Here is a 22,237-nt window from a genome sequence, read left to right as displayed (position 1 = left end):
GGCCGCGTCCGTGGCCCGTTCTGCGGAACCGCCGTAGGGAGAGTGGAGGAGCGCACGTGCGGACCATCGACCCGTTCGTTCGAGTCATCGGTCGTGCCGTCGGTGCGGTTCCGGGGAGGCATGAGCGTCGCCCGGAGTCCTTGGCGAACGTCGCAGGCGTCGCGGTGTTGGCGGCCACCATCATGTGGCTGTACACGATGTGGCGTCAGCTCCCGTGCATGCTCACCCCGGGTGCCGAGGCTCCTGACGCGTTCGGCGCGCGTTGCTACACCGACGTCACCGTGCTCTACGGGGGCCGTGGCCTTCTGGATGGCAACACCCCCTATCTGGACGCCGGTGACTATCCGGCGTTCGAGTACCCCGTCCTGACCGGCTGGTTCGTCGAACTGTTGCGGATCATCACCGTGGCGGTGGGCGCCCCGGTCGGGCCGGGCCTGGATGGCAATGACTACGCAACGGCCACCAACACCTTCGCCGCAGTCAGTTTCACCGTCACCTTCGCGTTGTTGCTGGCGATCGTCGTCGCCCATGTGGTGTTGACGCCGAACCGCCCGTGGGACGGTCTGATGATCGCCGTCGCTCCCGCAGTGGTCCTGACCGGTGCGATCAACTGGGACTTCCTGCCCGTCGCCCTCACGAGCCTCGGCATCCTCGCCTGGGCCCGACGTTCCCCCCTGCTGGCCGGCGCGTTGTTGGGGTTGGGTATGGCGGCCAAGCTCTATCCGCTGTTCATCCTCGGCCCGTTGCTGATCCTGTGCCTGCGCTCGCGTCGGATCGAGGACTTCTTGCGAACACTCGCGACGTTCGTGGCCGCCTGGCTCGTGTGCAACCTGCCTGCGATGTTGCTGGCGCCCGATGCGTGGCGAAACTTCTGGGAGTTCAACTCCGAACGCGAAGGCGACTTCGGTTCCCTCTGGTACGTCTTCAAGCTCGCCGGTTTCCCGGTGCACGACCTCAACACGGTGTGGACGCTGCTGTTCGTGATCGGTTGTGCGATCGTCGCCGGTCTCGCGTTCTTCGCGCCGACGCGTCCCCGCTTCGCCCAACTCGCCTTTCTGGTGGTTTCGGCCTTCCTGCTGGTCAACAAGGTCTACTCGCCGCAGTACGTGCTCTGGCTCCTGCCGCTGTTGGTGCTGGCCCGCCCCAAGTGGCGTGAATGGGCGCTCTACATGGTGGCCGAGGCGCTGTACGTCTACGCGATCTGGGCCCACCTCGGTGGCAAGATCTCACCCCCCGGCGATGGCGCCGATCGCCTCTACTGGCTCGCGACGCTGCTGCGGCTGGCGGTGCAGCTCGCGCTCTCCGTGCTGGTCGCGCGCGACATCCTGCGACCCGCCCACGACCCCATCCGGGCCGGACGCACGAATCTGGACGAGTGGACCGACGACCCACACGGCGGAACCCTCGACGGCGCCCAGGACGCCGCGTGGGCCACCGCCGTCCGGCGGCGCGTCAATGACGCCATCAGTGGTGCCGAACCGCTCATCGCCGGCGTCCATGAAGTGCGATGGTTGATCGGGACGTTCGTGGTGACGCGCGGAATGATCGTGCTCGCACTGGTCCTGGCGGTCGCCGGGGCCGAATCGGACCGCGGATTCATGGCCGAGATGGTCACCTCCTTGTCCCACTGGGACGTCGAACATTTCGTCGGCATCGCCCAGAACGGGTATCTGGCCGACTCCAAGACCATGGCCTTCTTCCCCGGACTGTCCATGGTGTTGAAGGTCTTCATGGTCGTCGGTGTCCCGCCGGTGGTGACGGGTATCGCCGTGGCGACGGTGTCGGCCGTGCTGGCCGCGTGGGCGCTGTATCGCATGGGCGGTGTGTGGGCCGCGGGGTTGTGGCTCATCGTTCCGACCGCGGTGTTCACCACCGTTCCCTACACCGAAGCGCCGTTCTGCGCGTTCGCGTTCTGGGCTTGGCAACGGGCCCGTGCCGGCAGATGGTGGCAGGCCGGTCTTCTAGCTGCAGGTGCCAGTGCCTTCCGCGTCTCGGGTTTGTTCCTCATCGCGGGTCTCGGCATCCTCGCGCTCACCCACGAGGTGGCCGGACGCAGCATCGCCGAGCGTCTCGCGTGCATGGTGCGACGCGCCGTGTGGCTGTTGTTGCCGGCGGCTGTGATCGCGGCCTACCTCATTTATCTCCACGGCCTGACCGGCTCGTGGACCGCATGGTTCGAGGCACAGCAGGAGGGCTGGGTGCGAGGCTGGCACTGGCCCTGGCAGTCGGTGATGAACACACTGCCTCCTGCGGAGTTCGGCGGCATGTACCACGACCAGCCCGGCTGGGGCTGGATGTTCCGTTTCGAGCTCGTCTCCACCGCCGTCGGTCTGGTCCTCACCGGATTTCTTGCGGCGCGCAGGCGTTGGGCCGAGGCCACGTTCGTCGGGTTGCAGGTCATCGCATTCATGACGTCGTACTGGTTGTTCTCGGTGAACCGCGCGACCCTGCTGTGGTTTCCGCTCTGGCTCGTGGCCGCCGAGTTCGTGCGTCACCGTCCGAGGAGTGACGCGGCTCTGGCCGGGCATCGGGTCGCCATCGGGACATGGATCGTTCTCAGCCTGATCCTCATGTCGTGGTGGGCCGACATGTTCTTCCGGGGGCAGTGGGCGAGCTGATCCTCATCGTGGGTTTCTCCTCGTCGCTGCAGTGTTGGTGTGAACCGCGAGTGTGTGAACAAATGGGCGGCAGGATCCGCTGCGATGACGTCACGATCGATTAGGCCAGCCTCGTGGTGACGGGTACGGTTTCTCAGTATTCGGGAACGGTTATCTCGTGGGGGTGTAGTGGTGCGTGAACCGGCGCGAGGCCTCGGCTTCAGCGACAGTGATTCACTCGGCACGCCCCGACGCGCGGCTGCGGAAACACCGGTCGACGCGATGGAGGGCGAGGCACCCGGGCGTCGAGCGCAGGGCTGGAGCGACGCCACCGAGAGCGCGCCCGGGCGTCGAGCAGCCGCCGGGCCAGCGCCCGAACATGCTCATGACGAGCCTGCTGACGAGTCGACGCAGACGGCTCCCGGCCGCCGCTTCGCCGATGACCCCGCCGACTCGTTCGACGACGCCCCCGCAGCCGGTGCGACGGGGCTCGCCGAGTCCGATGTCGAGGGCCCGGGGCGCGAGGCTCTGGAGGACACCGCGATCAACCCCATCGTCGTCGACGAAGCGATTCACAGCGCTGGAGATGAGGGTGCTGAAGGCGACGAGCCGGAGGGCGGCGATTCAGAAGATGCGCCCGAGCAGGACGATGGTCCAGAAGATGCGTCCGACCCGGACGACGAGGATGAACTCGCCCCGCGTCGTCGTGCCGAGGGGCCACCTCCGCCCTATGTGCCCGCACGGCGCAACCTGCGTCTGGTGGTGGGGCTGATTGCGCTGGTCGCGGCGGTGACGCTGCCGCTCGTGATCGCCGGACAGAGCTCGAACGACCACATCAGCGCCAATGCCGCTGCACCGCCCGTGCCGCAGCACGCGGCCGAGGTCGCGGATCTTCCTGCTCCCGAGCCGGTGCCCGCACAGCAGCTGGATCCCGTGCCGGGGCCCGTTCCCGGTATCGCCCAGCCCTGCCCGATGGAATTCGAGTGGCGCGAGGACGCCGCACTCGCCGACAACGTCGGCCGCATGCAGCAGCACTGGGGTATCAGCCTGGTCGGACCCGAATGGACCGATGCCGCCCACACCGACGCCGTCCGGCTCTTCGCCACGACCCTCGATGCCGTCGACTGCACCTCCTATCTCGACAAGGTGAAGAACGGCAACGGTGGTTCGTTGACCGTCTCCTCGTCCCCGCCGCGCACCAGCTGGGCCTGGGGTGACTACGGCCTGACGCGTCCGCACACGGTGACGCTCGACATGGCCAAGTTCCAGGCCGGCTACGCCGAGGGGCAGCGCGGACGCCTCGTGCGGCTGATCATCCACGAGTTCGCGCACGTGATGAACACCGACCGCTTCGAAAATCCGCCTTATTGGCAGCGCGCCAACGACCTGTTCAACCGGCTGGGCCCCATCAGTGAGTACGGGTCGACGCCCGACGAGACGTTCGCCGACGCCGTGGGTTATTACGTGGCCCGCTGCGCAGCCGACAATCCATACGATGACCCGGCCAAGCAGGCCTACTACGACTTCGTGCGGGATGACGTGTTCGGCGGCACCGAATTCGGCACCGGCGTCGGTGAGAAACAGGTGTGCAGCGGCGAAGAGGGCTGATCAGGCGGGCCGCACGAGGGCCGTCAACAAGGCCTTGAGGTCTCCGGCCACCTCGGAGGGATCAGGTTCGTCGGTCAGCAGTTGAGCCTGGAGTGTGGCGCTCTCCTGGGCCGCCTCCATCAGGGCCAGGGCCTGCTCGATGGGCACCGGCAGGCTGAGCCCGCGTTGCGTCAGAGCCGGCGCGAAGATGCGCCCCACTTCGGTGTGGATCTCCTGACGCAGGGCCAGATAGATGGGGCGAAACTCGGCGGAGCGTGCCGCGTGCAGCCGCAGTTCGGCCGAGACGATGGGCCATCTGGGATCGCTTCGCTGCAGGGCCATGAATCGCTCGACGGCGGTGTCGACGATATTGGGCAGCGTTCCTTCCACCGAGAGGGGAAGGTCTGCGGCGGTGTGACGCGTTGCGGCGATGATGTCGTCGCACTTCTCGCGCATGATCGCGGCGCAGAGTTGATCTTTGGAATCGAAATTGGAGTAGAACGCTCCGCGGGTGAAGTTCGCTTCCTCGCAGATCTGCTCGACGCTCGCTCCAAGTACGCCGCGCTCGGCGATCACGGTGAGGCCGGCGTCGACGAGCCGGTTACGGGTCTCCAGACGCCGTGGGCTGACCTGCGTGCTGTGTGTCGGCATGCTCACCGGGCTCCTGTCGCCGCGAACGGGACTTGGCGTTCCGTATCTGTTTGGGCGCCCTCAGCCTATCGGATACAGTCATGTATTGGATACAGGATTGTATCGAGTGGATTCGCGCATCCGGACGGGTCGATACCCGGATGAGCAGGAGAGTTGGTGCGAGGCCTCGCCGCGCCGGCGAAGGAGGGGCAGACGTGTCGACGATGCTGTACGCGCTCGGGCGCTGGTGTTTCCGGATGCGCCGACGAGTCGTCCTGGTGTGGTTCGGCATCCTGGTGCTGCTCGGCGGCCTCGCAGGTCTGCTCCACACCGGTTTCAACGAGGAGTTCGAGATCCCCGGAACCCCCTCGCAGGTGGCGCTCGACCAGCTCTACATGACATTCCCGGAGGTCGCCGGAACCCGGGCGACGATGGTCATCGTGCCGCCGGAGGGCACCACGGTCGATTCCCCCGGATTCCGTGCCCTCGTCGAGAACGAACTCGACCGGCTCGACGACCTCGAGGTCGTCGACACCGTCGCGTCGCCCTATGACGACCTCATCGACGGACTCATCAACGATGACCGCTCCGCAGCCCTGGTGAACCTGACCCTCACCGTCGATCCGGTCGAGGTGACCGACGAAGAACTCCAGCCACTGCTGGATATCGCTGACAAGATCGAAGCCGACCTGCCCGCCGGGAGTCAGGTGGCGATGGGTGGAGATGCATTCGCTGTCGAGATCCCGGGGCTGTCGATCACCGAGGTGTTCGGCGTCATCGTGGCGCTCATCGTGCTGTTGGTGACGCTCGGCTCGGCCATCGCCGCCGGTATGCCGATCGTGACGGCGTTGTGGGGCGTCGGCGCGTCCTCGCTGTTGATGCTGGCGGCGACCGGCGTCATGACGATCTCCTCGACCACACCGATCCTGTCGGTGATGCTCGGCCTGGCCGTCGGTATCGACTACGCGTTGTTCATCCTCACCAGGCACCGCGAACAACTCGGCGAGGGGCTCGACGCGGAGGAATCGGCGGCACGCTCACTTGCGACGGCGGGCTCGGCCATCGTGTTCGCCGGCATCACCTGCATCATCGCGCTCGTGGGTCTGGCCGTGGCCCGCATCCCGTTCCTGACGGTGATGGGTGTGTTCGCGGCGATCGGTGTGGGCCTCGCCGTGCTGATCGCCATGACCATCCTGCCCGCATTCATGGGGTTCGCCGGTGAACGTCTGCGACCCCGGGCCAGGAAGACTCGGGCCCAGAAGAGTCGGGGACGCCGGGCCGAGGACGAGCCGTCGGAGATGCCGCAGCGGGCCGAACCGAAGCGAGCGGGCCGTGGCTTTCTCGGCACGTGGGTGCATTGGGCCATCACCTGGCCCTGGCTCACCGTGATCGTGATCGTCGTGGCCCTCGGTGCCCTCAGCGTGCCCGGCAAGGATCTGCAGCTGTCACTGCCCAACCCCGGGCAGAACTCGATCGGTTCCCCTGAACGGGAGACCTACGACCTGACCGCCGAGAAATTCGGTCCCGGCTACAACGGGCCACTCATCGTCACCGCCGAGATCATCCAGTCCACCGATCCGCTCGGGCTCATGGATGACCTCAAGCGTGAGGTGGAATCGGTGCCCGGCGTCAAACTCGTCGCGCTCGCGACCCCCAACCCGAACGCCGACACCGGCTTCATCCAAGTGATCCCCGAGACCGCACCCGATGATCCGGCCACCACCGAACTCGTCGAACACATCCGTGAACTGCAACCCCGATGGGAGGAGCAGTACGGCGTCCCCACGGCCGTCACCGGCATGACCGCGGTGCAGATCGACATCTCCACCAGGCTCGCCCAGGCCCTGCTGCCGTTCGGCATCTTCGTCGTCGGACTCTCCCTGGTACTGCTGACGATGGTGTTCCGATCGATCGCGATCCCGATCAAAACGGCACTTGGATATCTGCTCTCGGTCGGCTCGGCCTTCGGCGCCACCGTCATCGTGTTCCACCACGGCATCGGCATGCAGGTGATCAATCTGGAACAGCCGCAGGCGGTCGTCAGTTTCTACCCGATCCTGCTCATGGGGATCCTCTTCGGGCTCGCCATGGATTACGAGGTGTTCCTCGTGGCCCGTATGCGCGAGGAGTACATGCACGGCGCCGACGCGGAATCGGCCATTCGGCTGGGGTTCGTGGGGTCGGGCAAGGTCGTCATCGCCACCGCGTCGATCATGGTGGCGGTCTTCGCGTTCTTCGTGCCCGAGGGCATGGGCGCGATCAAGGCCATCGCCTTCGGCCTGGCCATCGGCGTCACCGTGGATGCGTTCATCGTGCGCATGACGCTCGTGCCTGCGGTCATGAAACTCCTCGGCGACAAGGCCTGGTGGATCCCCAAGTGGCTCGATGAGCGTCTGCCGACCTTCGACGTCGAGGGCGACGCCATGACCCGGATGGTGAATCTGCAGGACTGGGGGAGTGGCCGGGCGGTGCGCGTCGAGGGATTCGCGCCACACACCCCGGCGTCGGGCAACCTGTGTGCACCGATCGACCTCGACGTGCCTCACGGGGACGTGCTGGTCGTGCAATCGGACCGGCGTCGACGCCTGCCCCTGCTCTATGCCCTCGCCGGACGCCTACGCGGCACCGTCGGAACCGCCAAGGTGCTCGGGAGGCTGCTGCCCGAGCAATCCGCGCAGGTGCGCCGTCAGGTCGCGTTGATCGACGGATCGACCGCAGAAGACCTGCGGGCCGACCTCGAGCGCGCGCTGAGGCGTCACACACCGATGATCGTGATCGATGCCGCCGACGCCCTCCCCACGGCCGATGACCGCGATGCCCTCGCCGACCTGTTGGCCGGGCGGCTCGGGGACGACGAGCAGCCGACGGTCGTGCTCGGCGTCGCCGATCTCGACGTCGTCGAACCCCTCATCACCACCACGTACCACACCATCGAGCTGCTCTCGGACCATCACCGGGCAGCCGAACTCGTCACCGCTGGAGGCCAGTGATGTTCAACCTGGAGCGCGCGAACTCGGGCAAGCCGGTGCGGCTGTTGTCGCTCATCGGAATCCTGTTGGTGCCGATCATCGTCGCCGCCGGATTCCTCGGAGCCCTGTGGAAGTCCGAATCACGCATGTCCCATGTGCAGGCCGCGGTGGTGAACCACGACCAGATGGTCGAGATCGACGGCCAGCCGGTGCCGCTGGGACGCCAGCTCGCCGCCGGGCTCACCGAGCGTCGCGACGACAACTTCACGTGGGTGCTCGCCGACGACAAGGACGCCGAACAGGGGCTCGCCACGGGACGTTACGCAGCCGTCATCACCATCCCCGAGGACTTCTCGGCCCGTGCCACATCCTTCGGTGGTCCCGCCGAGGACGCGCGTCAGGCCGTGATCGACATCGAGACCTCCACCACGGCGGGCGTCGCCGATGGCACGATCGCACGAATCATCGCCGAGACCGCTCGAGGGACGCTGAACACCGAACTCACCAAGCAGTATCTCGATGGCATCTATCTCGGCTTCAACGAGATGGGAGAACAGTTCCAGACCGTTGCCGACGCTGCCGGTGACCTCTCCGATGGCACCCGGAAACTCAGCGACGGAATCGGAGAGACGAGCGAGGGCACCGACGAGCTCGCCACCGGAACCGAACAGTACGCCGCAGGTGTTGGGGAGGCCGCGACCGGTGCGCACGAACTCGCCGACGGCATGGACCAGCTCGCCACCGGTGGGAGCCGACTCAAGGCCGGGGGCGCTGAACTGGCCAACGGAGGCTCTCAGCTTGCGTCGGGGGCATCGGAGCTCTCATCGGGTGCCGGACAGCTCGCCGATGGGACCGGACAGCTGGCTTCGCAGACCAAGGACCTCCCGGCACAGACGAACCAGCTGGCCGAGGGCATCTCCGATGCCGCCGACGGTGCGGACGCCCTGGCCGGGGGACTCGGTGAGGCCGAGCAGCAGATGCCTCGGCTCACCGATGGCACCCGGCAGCTCGCCGATGGAGCCGGGGAACTCTCCACTGGCCTCGACGAATATGTGGGAGGCGTCAATCAACTGGTGGACGGCCTCGAGCCGGCCACGTCCGCTCTCAGCAACCTCAGTGAAGAAGACGTCCAGACTCTCCAGGCCGCACTGTTGATGATGGGTGAAGCCAGGGAAGGAGCGCAGGAGGCGGCATCACAGATCGCCGAATTCACCCGGTCCGAGTGCCCCACGCTGACCGACGTGGAGGTGACCCCCGAGCAGCAGGAAGCCTTTTGCGCACAGTGGCACGCGGCCCAACAGCAACTCGAACAACCGGTGGGGGACACCGGTCTGACATCGGTGGAATGGGCCCAGCAGATCGCTGACAGTCCAGAGCTCGCCGACGCGGCCGACACCGCCGAGGCCCTCGCCCCGCAGCTCCCCGAACTGGTTGAGCAGTCCGGGCGGCTCGGCGAACTCAAGACCGGCGGTGACCGGCTCGCCAGCGGCGCTCGGGATCTGGCCGCGGGCACCGATGAACTCGACAACAACGTGGGGACGCTGGCCGATGGCGTGACCCAGGCAGCCGACGGAAGCCGTTCCCTCGCCGACGGGTTGGGCACAGCTGCCGACGGCACGCGCCAACTCGCCGACGGCATGGTCCCGCTGGCGAACGGCATCCAGGATTTGGACTCGGGCGCAGGGCAACTCGCCGACGGGACTGCCCAGCTCTCCGGTGGCGTCACGCAGTACACCGATGGGGTGGCCCAATACACCGACGGCGTCGGCCAATACACCGACGGGGTCTCGGCCGCCGCAGAGGGCACCGGCGAATTCGCCACCGGCATGGATCAGCTCGCGGCCGGGGCCAACGGTCTGGCCGATGGCACACGTCAACTCGCCGATGGCGTCGTTGAGCTCGATCGTGGCGGCGAGCGATTGGCCAACGGGTCTGAACAGCTCGCGACCGGTCTCGACGAGGGCGCCGAGAAGGTGCCCTCGTACAGCAAGAAGGACCGCGAGATGTTGTCCGAGGCGGCGGCGCAGCCGGTGGCCGGCGAAGAGGCGGCGGGCTTCATCCCACTGGCGACCGCGACCGCCCTGCTGATGGTGCTCGCCCTGTGGCTCGGCGCCCTGGCGACCTACCTGGTCGTTCAGGCCGTCGCACGTCGGACGCTGACCTCCACCCGGCCCACGTGGCAACTGGTGGGGCATGCGCTGGCTCCGGGAGTCACCATCGGGGTGGTGCAGGCTGTGGCATTGACGATCATCGGGCAGATCGTGCTCGACCTCTCGGCCGCGAAGGTCATCCAGGTGTTCGTGCTCCTGGTGTTGGGGGCCGGAGTCTTCGGTTCGATCAACCACGCGCTCGCGGCATGGTTCGGCGGTGCCGGACGAGTGGTCTCGGTGGCGTTGGTGACGCTCACCGCGGCCAGCGGGATCATGTCCGCGATACCTCGATTCTTCGAGACCCTGGCCGGATTCTCGCCGTTGACGCCCATCCTGACGGCATTGAAGGTGGTGCTGACCGACGGAGCGGGACTCACCGGTGCAGTGGGGATGTCCATCGGCTGGCTCATGGTCGGCACCGCGGCATCGGTGGCGGCGGTGATGCGCGCGCGTCAGGCCACCCCCGATCAGCTGCGGCGACTTGTGATGGCAGCCACGTAGACCTTGCCGGGCGCTGCGGGATCGTCGTCAGACCCGCTGCGCCACCTGGATGCCCGCTTCGTCGTGGATCACACGCCATTCGGCGTCGGGGTGGATCTGGGGTGCGTAGTCGGCGAGCCTGATCTCCATGTTCCAGCCGCCGCGGTTCTGGTCGATGATGATGAAATCCGGGACGGGGTTCTCCTCGCTGCCCACGTAGTACAGCTCGTTGCCGGCCACGAGATGGTTCATCAGGCCCACATCGGATTCCACGACATTCCCTCGTCCGACCAGCTCCACGGCGGTGCGCGCCGAGGCGGTGCGTTCGGGGTCCGAATCCCAGAACGGGGGACCGATCAGGTTGGACATGGGGAGGTTCGGGGCCAGCGTCACCGCCACGGCCAGCACGACGGCGGGGGCGACATCGCCGCAGCGTCGCCAGAATGTCGAAGCAGAGCCGCGCAGACGGGCGGCACTGTCGATGACTGCCCCGAACATGATCGGCATCAACACGAGGCTGTAATGCCACGTGGCGCCCCAGTACCCCTCGTTCGTGGAGACGAAGCGCCACGCGAGCGTCGGAATCACCGCCAAGCCGATGGGTGAACGGAGCACCAGGAACGCCGATGCCACCAGTACCAGCCAGATGGTGCCCATTTTCGCGTCATTGGTGAGGATCTCGGCGATCACGGCGAACGGATCGGCGGCGAGGGCGGCGAGGTCGATCTTGTCGGAGTGGTCGTAGCCGTTCTCGTGGTTCAGGGCCGGGAGAAGCACCTTCATGATCAGCAGGAACCAGAGGCCACCCCAGGCGGAGACGGCGACCCCCAGGACCCAGCGTCCGGATAGCCAGGCGATGACCACGCCGAGAGTCACGACGGTGAGCGGGAGATCCTCCTTCACGAACACGAGCAGTCCGGTGGTGATCGAGGCGGCGATCCATCGCTCGGTGCTGAGGAACCACACGGCGATCGCCAGGACGAGCGCGCTCATCGCCACCTCGTGGAATTGCACCGCATGTGCCTCCTGCACACCCCAACTGAAGGTGTAGGCCAGCCCCACCAGCCAGCCGGCGGCACGGCCCAACCGGTGATCGGCGGCAGAGGCGATGAAGAACCCGGAAGCCGACAACAGCAACGCCTGAAGGATCAGCAGCGTGAACGCCGATGGGGCGAGCGCATAGAACGGAGCCAGCAGGATCAGGAGGGGATGGAAGTGATCGCCGAGGATGTTGTAGCCGACACCCTTGACCGTCACGATCGGAGCATCGAAGCCCGCGTACTGCTGGAGCGTCTGAGTGAAGATCGTCAGGTCGTAGGACGGTGACTGGAACTGCCGCCACTGACCCCACGAGAACAGGACGTACACGAAGGTTCCGAGGAAGAAGACCGTCCAGGCGGAGACCGGCCGCATCTCACGGGGAATGCGACGGATGTGGTCGATCATGCGTTGCATCACACGGGGCTGCTGGGTCACAGGGGCGAACCTATCGCCTTAAAGTGAAGGTGTGACTGGACTTCGACTGAGCATTCAACGCGACCGCTGGCAGCAACACCTCCGCGACATGATGGAACTACCGGGACTGGTGCCGGTGGTGAAGGGCAACGGCTACGGCTTCGGCGTACATCGGTTGGCCGGTGGCGCCGGTCGACTCGGGGCTGATGTGATCGCCGTGGGCAGCGTGGCCGAGGCCAAGGTGGCGCTGCGTGAGTTCGACGGTGATGTCGTGGTGATGATGCCGTTCTTCAACGCCGATGCCGCAGCGGTCGAGATCATGGAGGATTCCCGGGTCATCGTGACCGTCGCACACCTGCCGGAGCTGGCGCGGTTGGCTGAAGGGCCCGCGCATCCGCGGGTACTCGTGGAGGTGCGCACCTCGATGCAGCGTCATGGCATCACCCTCGACGACCTGCCGAAGGTGGCCGGGTTCCTTGACCGTGTCGATTTCGCCGGATGGACCATTCACCTGCCGATGCCTGCCGGCGACTCCAACCTCGAAGAGGCCACCCACATCGGAACGGCGGCACGGATGGCAGCCAAGGCACCCCTGTGGTTCTCGCACGTGAGCGTGGATGACCACAACCGACTACGGGAAATCTTCGGGCCGGATGTGCGGCTCCGTCGCGGCACCGACCTGTGGCTCGGTGATCCGGGCGCATTGACCGTCACTGCAACGGTTCTGGACGTGCACAAGGTGGTTCGGGGGCAGCGCGTGGGGTACCACCGCAAATCAGTGCCCGCGAACGGCTGGGTGGTTGTGGTCAGCGGCGGCACGGCCAACGGCATCGGGCTCGAGGCGCCCTCGACCAATCGCTCGATGCGTGACCGCGCCAAGACCATGGCGCTGGGAATGCTCGATGCGGCGGGCCGAGCCCTTTCGCCGTTCGAGGTCGCCGGGGAGAAACGCGCCTTCGTCGAACCTCCCCACATGCAGTCGTCGTTGGTGTTCCTGCCGGCGAACGCGATTCCGCCTGCGATCGGTGATGAAGTGCCCGTGACGGTACGGAACACCATCGCGACATTCGACGAGATCGTTTACATCTGAGCCGTTCCGTTGTACGGGCTGGGGCACTTGTCCGAGCCCGCCACTTCCGTAGGGTTGGGGCACCCAGACAAAGGAGTGCCCCATGACCAGCCCGGAGATCGGCAAGAGCGTCCAGACCGGTGACATCACGACGAACTACCACGATCTCGGTGAGGGCGAGCCGCTGCTGCTCATCCATGGTTCGGGGCCGGGGGTCAGTTCGTATGCGAACTGGCGGCTCCAGATGCCGGTGCTCTCGGAGCAGTTCCGGGTGCTGGCACTCGACATGGCCGGTTTCGGCTACACCGAGGTGCCCGAGGACATCGAGTACTCGCGCCAGGTGTGGCTGAAGCAGATCGTGGATTTCCTCGACGCGATCAAGGTGCAGAAGGTCAGCGTCGTCGGTAACTCCTTCGGTGGGTCCATGGCTCTGGGGCTGGCCGTGCATCACCCCGAGCGGGTGCACAAGGTCATTCTCATGGGCAGCGTGGGTGTTCGGTTCGAGATCACCGAGGGCCTCGACCGGGTGTGGGGCTACGAGCCCTCGGAGGAGCTCATGGGCGATCTCATGCGCACCACCTTCGCCTACGACGGTTCGCGGGTGACCGATGACATGGTGCGCGGTCGTTACGAGGCGAGCCGCCGCGCGGGTGTGGCCGAGGCGTTCTCCAGCATGTTCCCGGCGCCGCGTCAACGCTGGGTTGATGCCATGGCCTACAGCGATGACGAGCTCGGCCGGATCGCCAATGACACGCTCCTGGTCCATGGCCGGGACGACAAGGTGATCCCGCTCGAGACCTCACTCAAGATGATGCAGGTGATTCCGAACAGTCAGCTGCACGTGTTCGGCAAGTGTGGCCACTGGACGCAGATCGAACACGCCGATGCGTTCTGCCGCCTGGTGACTGACTTCCTGCAGCACTGAGTCCGCAGGACCCAGCCGCTGCGGCTCGGAGCTGGCGACCATCTAGTCTGGCCGCGTGATGTGGCTCGAATTCGAATCATTGGTCAATGCGCGTGATGTCGGTGGGATTCAGACACCGTCCGGGGCTGTGCAGCCGAAGCGGCTCATCCGGTCCGACAACCTCCAGGAACTGACCGAAGCCGACCTTCGCCAGTTGGAGAACCTCGGAGTCACGGACGTGGTCGACCTCCGGTCGCACTACGAGGTGCACCATGAGGGGCCCGGGCCGTTGCAGCGCAACGAGAAGATCCGGTTCCACAACCACTCGTTCCTGCCCGAGCAGCATGACGATGACGCGCCGGAGGCACACAACGAGACGATTATCAGTGATGACGCCGAGCGTCGGGGCACCAGCGATGACGCTGAGCGTCCGGGTCAGCGACTGCCATGGATGGACAAGAAGGACGCCATCAAACTGCAGAACCCGTTCGCCTCGCACTACCTCGGCTACATCATGGACCGGCCCGCATCGGTGGTCGCGGCTCTGCGCGGCATCGCCCATGCCGACGGCGCAGCCCTCGTTCACTGTGCGGCGGGCAAGGACCGCACCGGCACGACCGTGGCACTCGCCTTGAGCCTTGTGGATGCCGACCGCGACCAGATCGTCGCCGACTACGCCGCCAGTTCCGAACGCATGCAGAAGATCGTCGACCGGTTGCTGGCGCGCGAGACCTACCGTGCAGGGCTCGAAGGACGCTCCCTCGACTCGCACATGACCCGTCCGGAATCGATGTTCGCCGTGCTGGAATACATCGACACCGAGTGGGGCGGCGTCCCCCGGCTCATGGAACAGCTGGGCTGGAACGCCAAGGACCAAGCAGCCCTGCAGACCAAGTTGCTGGGCTGAGGGCTGCTGGGGCCTTCGTGCCTCGCCGTCGTGTCGGGCCGCTTCTTCGGCAAGGCCTGGCCCGCCGACGATTCAGCCCGTGACCGCCTCGGCGATGGGGGTCGCGCCGTCGTTGAACTCGATGGTTCTGCCGATGGTGGTGTCGTCGGCGATCACTGCCGCGATGACCTGGGCCACGTTCGCGCGTGAGACTTGGGACCGTTCGGTGTCCACCTCGATCTTGCCCGAGGGATCCTCCAGGGTGAGTCCGCTCGGGCCCAGAATCGTCCAGTTCAGATCGGTGCCGCGCAGGTGGGCATCGGCTGCCGCCTTCGCCTCGGCGTAGTGCCAGAAACTGTTCTCCGGATCGATCCCGTGATCGGGGCGGGCGCCGTGGTACGAGACCATCACGTATCGCTTGGCGCCTGCTTCGGCTGCTGCGTCCATCGAACGCACCGCGGCCTCGTGGTCCACGGCTTTCGTCCGAGCGGGGTTGCCGCCGCCTGCACCGGCGGACCAGATCACCACGTCCTGTCCGTTGAGAAGGTCTGTGAGGCGCTCGGTGCTGAGCTGCTCGACATCGGCCACCTTCGGACTGGCGCCGGTGGCGGCCACGTCTGTCTCGTGCTCCGGGTTGCGAATGACCGATGTCACGGCGTGCCCAGCCTGCACGAGGAGCGGTGCAGTGAGCAGGGCGATCTTTCCGTGTCCGCCGATGATCGTGATGTTCGCCATGGGATCTCCTTGGGGGACTCGTGCGAGAACATGCTCGTTCAGAGCATCGTGCGGAGAGGAGAACACGTCGTACCGCTGAGATGTTCCCGAGCGGGGGCGCCTCCAGCGCAGTCGAGACACTTCCCGATCAACCAGGGGGATCCCAGTACGATCTGCCTGGTCTGTTCCTTTGATGGTGTGGGCCGATCCATCCTGACGTGATTCGGAGTTGCCCAGGCAGGCCGAGCCGGTCAGGGACATGGGCATGTACCCATGGGCCGGGGCTTCGTGTGATCGTCCGTACATCGGGTCAAGACGTGGGCGCTTCATCCAAGGCGCGGCGTATCAGCCCGATGACCCAGGCGGGCCGTTCGGTGATCATCCGCCATGTCAGCCGGATCACCCGCCAACCGTTGAGAACCAGCAGGTTCTGTCGCTCTCGGTCTGTCTCGAAGATCTCTCGATCGCTGTGGAATCGGTAGCCATCGACCTCCACGATGAGGCGGCACGCTCGGAAGGCCACATCGGGGTGCAGCGTGCGCCCGTCTTCGCGGATGGGGAAGTTCGCCGACCATCCGGTGATCCCGGCGGCGTCCAGAAGATCGTGCAGCTCACGTTCGGCTTCGGACCAGGCATTGGCTCGACTTCGCTCGAGGAGCAATCGCCGTGCCCGGTTTCCCACGCGACCGGGGGTCAGCGCGAGGGCTCTGTTCAGGAGCTTGAGCTGGGTGCCGGTGCGGTCCTTGCGCAGCAGGTCATCCACCAGTGCGCCGCCCAGTTCGGGAATGAGATCGATGGCAGTCATCGTTCGGGTGAGGAAGCGCAGGCCGCGGTGCTCATGCCACACCTCGTCATTGAGGGTTCCGTGTCGGAGCCGAATTCCGGGTGCGCGGAGGCTCCTCCCACGGTGGATCGCAGTGACTTCGCGAGGGACCACATCCGACCAGCCGTTGAGCCAGGCCGCCGCGCGGCCGGTGAAGATCGCATCCGGATAGGCGCTGGCCACCGCTCGGATCAGGGTCTCGGTGTGCCTTTCGGCTCCGGCCGCCACGTAGACACCGCGCAGGACCCGTACGAGCAGACCGCGTTGGGCCCACCGGGCCAAGCGACGGAGGAGGGGGCGGTGGTCACGGGCAACGATGATGCCGTTCTCGGCAGCCAGCAGCGTTTCGAGGTTCATGACCTTCGTTATGGAAGGGCGGCCCGGGAACCGAACCGGGTCCCGGGTGCCCTGTGGATGGAGCTTCTTGTCCACAACCGACCAGGCGTTCGCGGCGGCTTGGCGGAGAGCCCGATGTGCTGGGCTTTGCTTAGCTCACGTTCAATCTGCTGGTGGGTTGTGGCTTCGAGGGCCGTGAGCCGTGTCCGAAGCACTCCGCTCCAGACAATTTCTGGCGGCAATGAAGGAGTTAATTTGTCGGACATGTGAGATTCACCAACTGTTGACCCAAAAAGAGGCGTGTCAATATGACTTTGCCCATATCGTCACTTCTGCCATCACCGGATCATGAGTGAAAGGGACGATGGTGTCGGCCGAAGAAGTTCTTCAGAAGAGCCCGAGCCCAGATCGACGAACCCATCACCGCAAGCCATCGACCGTCCAGGACGCCCCAGTCCCCGGAGCAGCACCGTTACGCCCCCGGAGGCAGCCGAAGTGGATCGTGGGCGGCGCTCTCTCCATGCTGCTGGGGGCGTTGGGAGCTGCATGGTTGTGGCATCAGGCGACCGGGACCCATCAGGTCGTCTATGTGGCCCAACCACTCGAAGTGGGCCAGGAGATCACCGCAGGAGATCTGACCACGGTGTCGGTCGGCAGGATTCCGCATGTGCAGACGGTTTCGGGTGATGAGTTGAACGCACTCATCGGGCAGGAGGCCACGGTCGCTCTCCCGGAGGGAACGCTCTTACCGGCCGGAGTCATCGGTGATGTCCCTCTCGACGAAGGGGAGTCCCAGCTAGGACTGCGCCTCGCATCGGGCCGGATCCCGACCACCGGTCTCCACCCCGGTTCACCGGTGCTGGCGGTCACCCTTCCGGATCCGGCTTTGGTGCAGCCGCAGGAAGAGAGCCTCACCACCGAGGCGGTCATCGTCGCAGACGACGAATGGGCCGACCTGACCGTCACCGAGGCGCGGGTTATCACTGCGCCGGTGCGTGATGAGGACGGTATCTCCTGGATCGTTGATGTGGCAGTGCCCGATGGTGCAGCCGCCGATCTGGCCCGTTTGGCCGCCACCGATCGTGTGGCTCTGGTCCTGGATGGTGAGTGACGTGGCCGTCATCGTCATCGCCAGTGCTGGTTGCGCTCCCGGTGCGACGACGACGGCCCTTGCGCTGGCTCTGCACTGGCCTCGAGAAACGGTTCTCGTCGATGCGGACCCCAACCCCACCCAGGCTGTGCTTGCTGGGTATCTCGGCGGAGCGGTGACCGACCCGGGAGGACTGACGGCGATCGCTGCTCGGCATCGAGCTCGAGCAGAACTCGACGTGCTTTCGGCTGCGCTCCGATTGCCAACGAACGAGGGTCCAGATCAACTGCGCTGGTTCCTTCCCGGGGTGTCACATCCGGGGGCGGCTGCGGTTTTTCCGCCGGTCTGGACTTCTCTGGCGCCAGCCTTGAACGCTCTTCACCAACGGCAGATCGACGCGGTCATCGACGTCGGTCGTCTTGGCGGTGGCGTGCCCCCTGCGCTTTTGGCGGTTGCTCAAGTTGTGCTCGTGGTCACACGCACGAGCCTGCGTGATCTGGCAGCCATGCGTGTGCATCTCCCGTCCCTGCAGCAGCACCACGAACAGCTCGACGCCACTGCCCACGTGGCGGTGGTCGTCATCGGAGAGGGCCAGCCCTACACCGGTCATGAGATCGAACGTGTCTTCGGCCTGCCGGTCTGGGGCCGGTTGGCGGACGACCCCGACACCGCCGCCGTCTACAGCGACGGCGAGCCCCCGGCCAAGCGTCATCATCGGTCCCCTCTGGTGACTTCGGTGGCGCACATGGTCGAGCATCTGCGGGGACGTATTCGCCCAGTCACCGTGGGGGTGTCGCGATGAGCCTCGAATCCATCGATGTCACGCTGTTCAACCAACCCCTTGCCCCGTTGACCGAAACCGTTCCCCAGAACATCGCCGGGGTGGACTCGGTGCTCCCGGCCGATGCCGAATGGGATCCGCAGCGGCGACGGGTGGAGCGCATCGATTGGGATCTCGTCGTCGAACTCCGTGGGCGTGCATCGAGTGAGATCGCTGACCGGTGTTCCGAGCACGAGCGAATCACCGGGAAGCGACTCGACGCTGACGATCGTCGCATGCTGGGCCGTTCAGTCATCCAGACGCTCGTCACCGACCATGCCGATGCGGCCCACCGTGACGGGCACGAGGCGTGGCCTCTCGAACGTGAGCAGGCTTATGCGGTGGCGGTCTGGAACGCGATCTTCGGGTACGGGCGCCTGCAACCGGTGTTCGAGATCCCCGACGCCGAGAACATCGAGATCATCGGATGTGAGCCGGTTCGTGTGCAGCATCCCGACGGGACGAGGTCGACGCTGCCACCCATCGCGGATTCGGATGCAGAACTCATCGACGCGGTGCGGTTTCTCGGGCAGAGCGCTGAACCTTCACGTCCATTCGATGATGCTCACCCCACCATGACTCTGGCGCTCGGAGCTCGGTTCCGTTTGCATGCGATCGGTTTTGGGCTCAGCCACCGTCCCTCGGTGGTGATTCGTCAGCACACGATGACCGACGTCACTTTGCATGAACTGGCCGAGGGCGGGCTCATGCCTCACGAGTTGGCTGACTTCCTCGGGGCAGCTGTGCTGGATCGACGGTCCATCGTGATTTCTGGTGACCAGGGCGCAGGAAAAACGACCCTGTTGAGGGCTCTCATTGCGGCCATCCCGATGCATGAGCGGTTCGCGACGATCGAGACCGACTACGAGCTTCTGACCCATCTTCTTCCGGGACGGGACAACATCTTGGCCCTGCAGGCCCGGTTGGGTGCGGGCGAAGTGCACAACGGGCAACGGATCGGCGAGGTGACCGTTGCCGATCTCATCCCCGAAGCGCTGCGTCAGAACCTGACGCGCTTGATCGTCGGTGAGGTGCGTGGGGTGGAGGCTCGTGCGATGGTCGAGGCGATGCAGGCCGGCGCGGGCGCACTTTCCTCGGTGCATGCCCATTCGGCTGCTGCGACGCTCGATCGGCTCGTCGCCCGGATGGCCCGGGGTGGCGAGATCACGGTCGATGAGGCCTACGGGCAGATCGCTTCGAACCTCGATCTTGTCGTTCACGTCGGGCTCCACGACGACACGTGGCGTCGGGGTAAACGTCATCGCCGGGTCAACGAAGTGCGCCATGTGACCGGTGGTCTGGAAAACGGCCGCCCGATCACACACGTGGTCTACCGCGCCGAGCATGGGCCAGAGGGCCCGGCAGGTTTCACCCCTCCGGTGGATCTCGTGCATCGCTTCGCCCGCTACGAGGGGTGGATCAGATGATGGCGGCAGTGGTGGCGGCGATGCTCATCGGGGGCCTGTGGGCTCTGCGATATGGCATGGAGCCACCGGGAGAGCCACGGGTCCAGCGGCGTCGACGCCGCTTGGGGAGTGCTCGTTGGCCGCTTGTGATCGGGGCGAGTGGTGGTCTGTTGGTCTTTGCCGTGACGGGGTGGCCGATCACGTTGGTGGCGGGGCCGGCGATCGCAGTGACATTGCCGTGGCTGTTGGCGGCGCCGGGGAGTCGGCAGGTGGACTTGTTGGCTGCGTTGGATCGTTGGGTGCATCAGATCACCGCGACGGTCGGGACGGGGCGTTCCATCAGCGACGCCCTGAGGCGCTCACGTCGTGGAGCCCCTTCGATGTTGGCCGAGCCCATCGGGAATCTGGTGGCGAGGCTGGATGATCGATGGACCACCACAGCGGCTCTACGGGCCATGGCTGACGAGATCGACAGCCCGGACGGTGATGCTGTGATCGCTGCATTGATCGTGGCTTCGGAACGCGGTGGCACCGGTGCGAGCACTGTGTTGTCGACACTTGCCGAATCCAATCAGCGGCGGTTGCGGGCGCTGCGTGAGATCGAGACCGAACGGGAGAAGCCAAGGGTGGTGGTGCGGCAGGTCACTGGAATCACCGGGCTGGTTCTGGCGGCGGCCTTCGTGGTGGGGCACGGTTACTTCGAGCCGTACGGGACGCCGTTGGGCCAAGTGGTGCTGGCTTTCCTCGTGGCCGCCTATCTGGGGTCTTTGGTGCTGCTGCGCGCGATCGCGACGCCTCCTGCCCAGGCGCGGATCCTGAGGAGGATGACGTGACACCGCTGATGTGGCTGATCATTCTCGGGACCGGGGCCTGTGTGGTGGGCGGATCGGTGGCTCTTGTGGCTGGACTGCAACGTACTGCGCCAGCACTCGGCGATGCCATGGCGTTCTTGGCGGGGGAAGAGCCGGGGGCCTCGGAGGACTTCGGCAGTACCGGTACCAGGACCGAACGGATCGGTGCGTGGCTTGCTCGGCACAGTCCCGTTCCGTTGCTTCCGGGGCAGCGTCGCGCGTTGGCGTTGCAGCGTCGGAGTGTTGCGGAGTTCCACGCGGATAAGTTCGTGTGGATGCTGTTGGGTGTGGTCCTGCCGACGCTGGTGGCCACCTGTGTGGCGATCATCGCCGGCCCGGGGCCGCGTCCGACGGTCGCGTTGGTGGCGCTGTGCGGTCTGGGGGCGTGGTTCATTCCGGATCTGTTGTTGCACCGGAGTCGACGTCATGACCAGGTGGATGCCACCGATGCGCTGTTCACCTTCCTCGATCTGGTGATCCTCGAGCGGTTGGCGAACCGGTCGGTGCCGCAGGCCCTCGAGTCGGCGGCGGGACAGAGTGACCAGCCACTGTTCGTGCACATCCGGCAGGCCTTGGCCCGAGCGGAGTTGCAGCAGCAACCACCGCATCGGGACCTCACTGAGCTCGCCGATGAGCTTGATCTGCCTGCGCTGGCTGACGTGGCCGAGACCTTGCGGCTCGATGAGACCGGTGCGGCCCTGACCGGCGCGCTACGTGCGCGCGTCCTCGACCTGCGTGATGCGCATCTGGCGGAACAGCGCGTCCACGCCCATTCGATTTCCGAACGCATGACATTGGCGATGACCGCGCCGGTGCTTGTGTTCGCCGCCATCCTGCTCGCCGCGCCGCTGTTGCGCCTGACCCAGTTCTGACCGTTTCGATCCTTCATCGGTGATTGTTCTCGAAAGGCCATCTGTATGCGCATCGTCAATGTCGCTCTTGCCCTCCTCTCCTGGTTCGTCGCACCTCCACAGCGGCCTCGTCGTGATGAACGAGGGCTGTCGCAGTCCACGGAGAACGCGATCCTTCTCGCAGGTGCCGTGGCGGTAGCCACGGTGGTTATCACCATGGTGACCGCCTATGTGCGTCGCAATCTGCCGCAGTGAATGTGCGCTGCGGGATGATCGCGGGATGACCACCTCGGTCCAGTGGGCGGTGTTGTTGCCCCTGCTGGTCGGGGTTCTCGTGGCTGCGTGCGATGTGGCGACCTTCCTCCATGCGCGGGGTGTGGTTCAGCAGGCGGCATCGGCGGCCGCGTGGGCCGAGGGCCGCGTGGACCGGCGGCCCGGGGCGGCTCATCGTGAGGTTCATGGTCTGATGCGACCCACCGCGATCGAGTGGTTCGACGTGTCTGCCGAGCAGGACGCGACGCATGTGGCGGTCACGGTCGAGGCGCGTGTGCGGCTGATCAGTGGTGGACGCTCGGTCGCGGTCTCCGCGTCGGCGCCGAGGGAGCGGGCCCTGTGAGGG

General features: G+C 65.9%; 18 protein-coding genes. 14 read left to right on the top strand and 4 right to left on the bottom strand.

Annotated features, from left to right (window positions below; translation table 11 throughout):
* Positions 1-56 precede the first annotated feature (56 nt).
* Positions 57-2,618 carry a glycosyltransferase 87 family protein gene (locus FB460_RS12480; RefSeq protein WP_142094534.1) on the top strand — a complete coding sequence of 854 codons (2,562 nt, stop codon included), beginning with the start codon at positions 57-59 and terminating at the stop codon, positions 2,616-2,618.
* Between the two features lie 171 nt (positions 2,619-2,789).
* On the top strand, positions 2,790-4,205 hold the full coding sequence (locus FB460_RS12475) for an ICP22 family protein (protein WP_142094533.1): 1,416 nt from the start codon (positions 2,790-2,792) through the stop codon (positions 4,203-4,205).
* Here FB460_RS12475 and FB460_RS12470 read toward each other — a convergent pair whose 3' ends face one another.
* Positions 4,206-4,835, bottom strand: coding sequence for a TetR/AcrR family transcriptional regulator (locus FB460_RS12470; RefSeq protein WP_170210100.1), 630 nt, complete (start codon positions 4,833-4,835; stop codon positions 4,206-4,208).
* Between the two features lie 203 nt (positions 4,836-5,038).
* Between FB460_RS12470 and FB460_RS12465 the strand changes: the two genes are divergently transcribed.
* Positions 5,039-7,804 (top strand): MMPL family transporter, encoded by a 2,766-nt coding sequence (locus tag FB460_RS12465; protein WP_246044415.1) that lies wholly within the window; start codon positions 5,039-5,041, stop codon positions 7,802-7,804.
* Entirely contained in the window at positions 7,804-10,434 is a 2,631-nt protein-coding gene (locus FB460_RS12460) for a YhgE/Pip domain-containing protein (RefSeq protein WP_142094530.1), read from the top strand. Before FB460_RS12465 ends, FB460_RS12460 begins: the two co-directional genes overlap by 1 nt.
* A 27-nt stretch (positions 10,435-10,461) precedes the next feature.
* Here the strand turns inward: FB460_RS12460 and FB460_RS12455 are convergent, their stop codons facing one another.
* The gene (locus FB460_RS12455; RefSeq protein ID WP_142094529.1) at positions 10,462-11,889 is read right to left on the bottom strand and encodes a DUF2079 domain-containing protein; all 1,428 of its coding nucleotides are present in this window, start codon (positions 11,887-11,889) and stop codon (positions 10,462-10,464) included.
* Between the two features lie 31 nt (positions 11,890-11,920).
* Here FB460_RS12455 and FB460_RS12450 point away from each other — a divergent pair, with 31 nt between their 5' ends.
* The 3 genes from FB460_RS12450 (at position 11,921) to FB460_RS12440 (ending at position 14,748) form a co-directional block, all read left to right on the top strand.
* Positions 11,921-12,958: an alanine racemase gene (locus FB460_RS12450; RefSeq protein ID WP_246044414.1), complete on the top strand. Its 1,038-nt coding sequence runs from the start codon at positions 11,921-11,923 to the stop codon at positions 12,956-12,958.
* A gap of 82 nt (positions 12,959-13,040) precedes the next feature.
* Positions 13,041-13,862, top strand: a complete 822-nt coding sequence (locus FB460_RS12445; protein ID WP_142094528.1) for an alpha/beta fold hydrolase — start codon at positions 13,041-13,043, stop codon at positions 13,860-13,862.
* A 58-nt stretch (positions 13,863-13,920) separates the two neighbouring features.
* Positions 13,921-14,748, top strand: coding sequence for a tyrosine-protein phosphatase (locus FB460_RS12440; RefSeq protein WP_142094551.1), 828 nt, complete (start codon positions 13,921-13,923; stop codon positions 14,746-14,748).
* A 72-nt stretch (positions 14,749-14,820) separates the two neighbouring features.
* Here FB460_RS12440 and FB460_RS12435 read toward each other — a convergent pair whose 3' ends face one another.
* Positions 14,821-15,462 carry an SDR family oxidoreductase gene (locus FB460_RS12435; protein ID WP_142094527.1) on the bottom strand — a complete coding sequence of 214 codons (642 nt, stop codon included), beginning with the start codon at positions 15,460-15,462 and terminating at the stop codon, positions 14,821-14,823.
* A 289-nt stretch (positions 15,463-15,751) separates the two neighbouring features.
* Complete coding sequence (locus tag FB460_RS12430) at positions 15,752-16,621, bottom strand: DUF559 domain-containing protein (RefSeq protein ID WP_142094526.1); 870 nt, start codon at positions 16,619-16,621, stop codon at positions 15,752-15,754.
* A 481-nt stretch (positions 16,622-17,102) separates the two neighbouring features.
* Here FB460_RS12430 and FB460_RS12425 point away from each other — a divergent pair, with 481 nt between their 5' ends.
* From FB460_RS12425 to FB460_RS12395, 7 genes are read left to right on the top strand one after another with little or no spacing between them, the layout of a single operon-like run.
* A complete protein-coding gene (locus tag FB460_RS12425; protein WP_170210099.1) occupies positions 17,103-17,711 on the top strand; it encodes an SAF domain-containing protein in 609 nt (202 codons plus the stop codon).
* Between the two features lies 1 nt (position 17,712).
* Entirely contained in the window at positions 17,713-18,492 is a 780-nt protein-coding gene (locus tag FB460_RS12420; protein WP_142094524.1) for a hypothetical protein, read from the top strand.
* Positions 18,489-19,937 (top strand): TadA family conjugal transfer-associated ATPase, encoded by a 1,449-nt coding sequence (locus FB460_RS12415; protein ID WP_142094523.1) that lies wholly within the window; start codon positions 18,489-18,491, stop codon positions 19,935-19,937. Before FB460_RS12420 ends, FB460_RS12415 begins: the two co-directional genes overlap by 4 nt.
* Entirely contained in the window at positions 19,937-20,749 is an 813-nt protein-coding gene (locus FB460_RS12410) for a type II secretion system F family protein (protein WP_211345998.1), read from the top strand. The genes FB460_RS12415 and FB460_RS12410 overlap by 1 nt, the downstream gene beginning before the upstream one ends.
* Positions 20,746-21,639 (top strand): type II secretion system F family protein, encoded by an 894-nt coding sequence (locus tag FB460_RS12405; RefSeq protein ID WP_142094521.1) that lies wholly within the window; start codon positions 20,746-20,748, stop codon positions 21,637-21,639. Before FB460_RS12410 ends, FB460_RS12405 begins: the two co-directional genes overlap by 4 nt.
* Positions 21,640-21,684: 45 nt before the next feature.
* On the top strand, positions 21,685-21,873 hold the full coding sequence (locus FB460_RS12400; protein ID WP_142094520.1) for a hypothetical protein: 189 nt from the start codon (positions 21,685-21,687) through the stop codon (positions 21,871-21,873).
* 25 nt (positions 21,874-21,898) lie between these two features.
* Complete coding sequence (locus tag FB460_RS12395) at positions 21,899-22,234, top strand: TadE/TadG family type IV pilus assembly protein (protein WP_170210098.1); 336 nt, start codon at positions 21,899-21,901, stop codon at positions 22,232-22,234.
* The last annotated feature ends 3 nt before the right edge of the window (positions 22,235-22,237 follow it).

The sequence above is a fragment of the Propioniferax innocua genome, from assembly GCF_006716235.1.
GTDB lineage: Bacteria > Actinomycetota > Actinomycetes > Propionibacteriales > Propionibacteriaceae > Propioniferax > Propioniferax innocua.
Note: the sequence above shows the minus strand (reverse complement) of the source record. Positions and strands in the feature narration are given on the sequence as shown.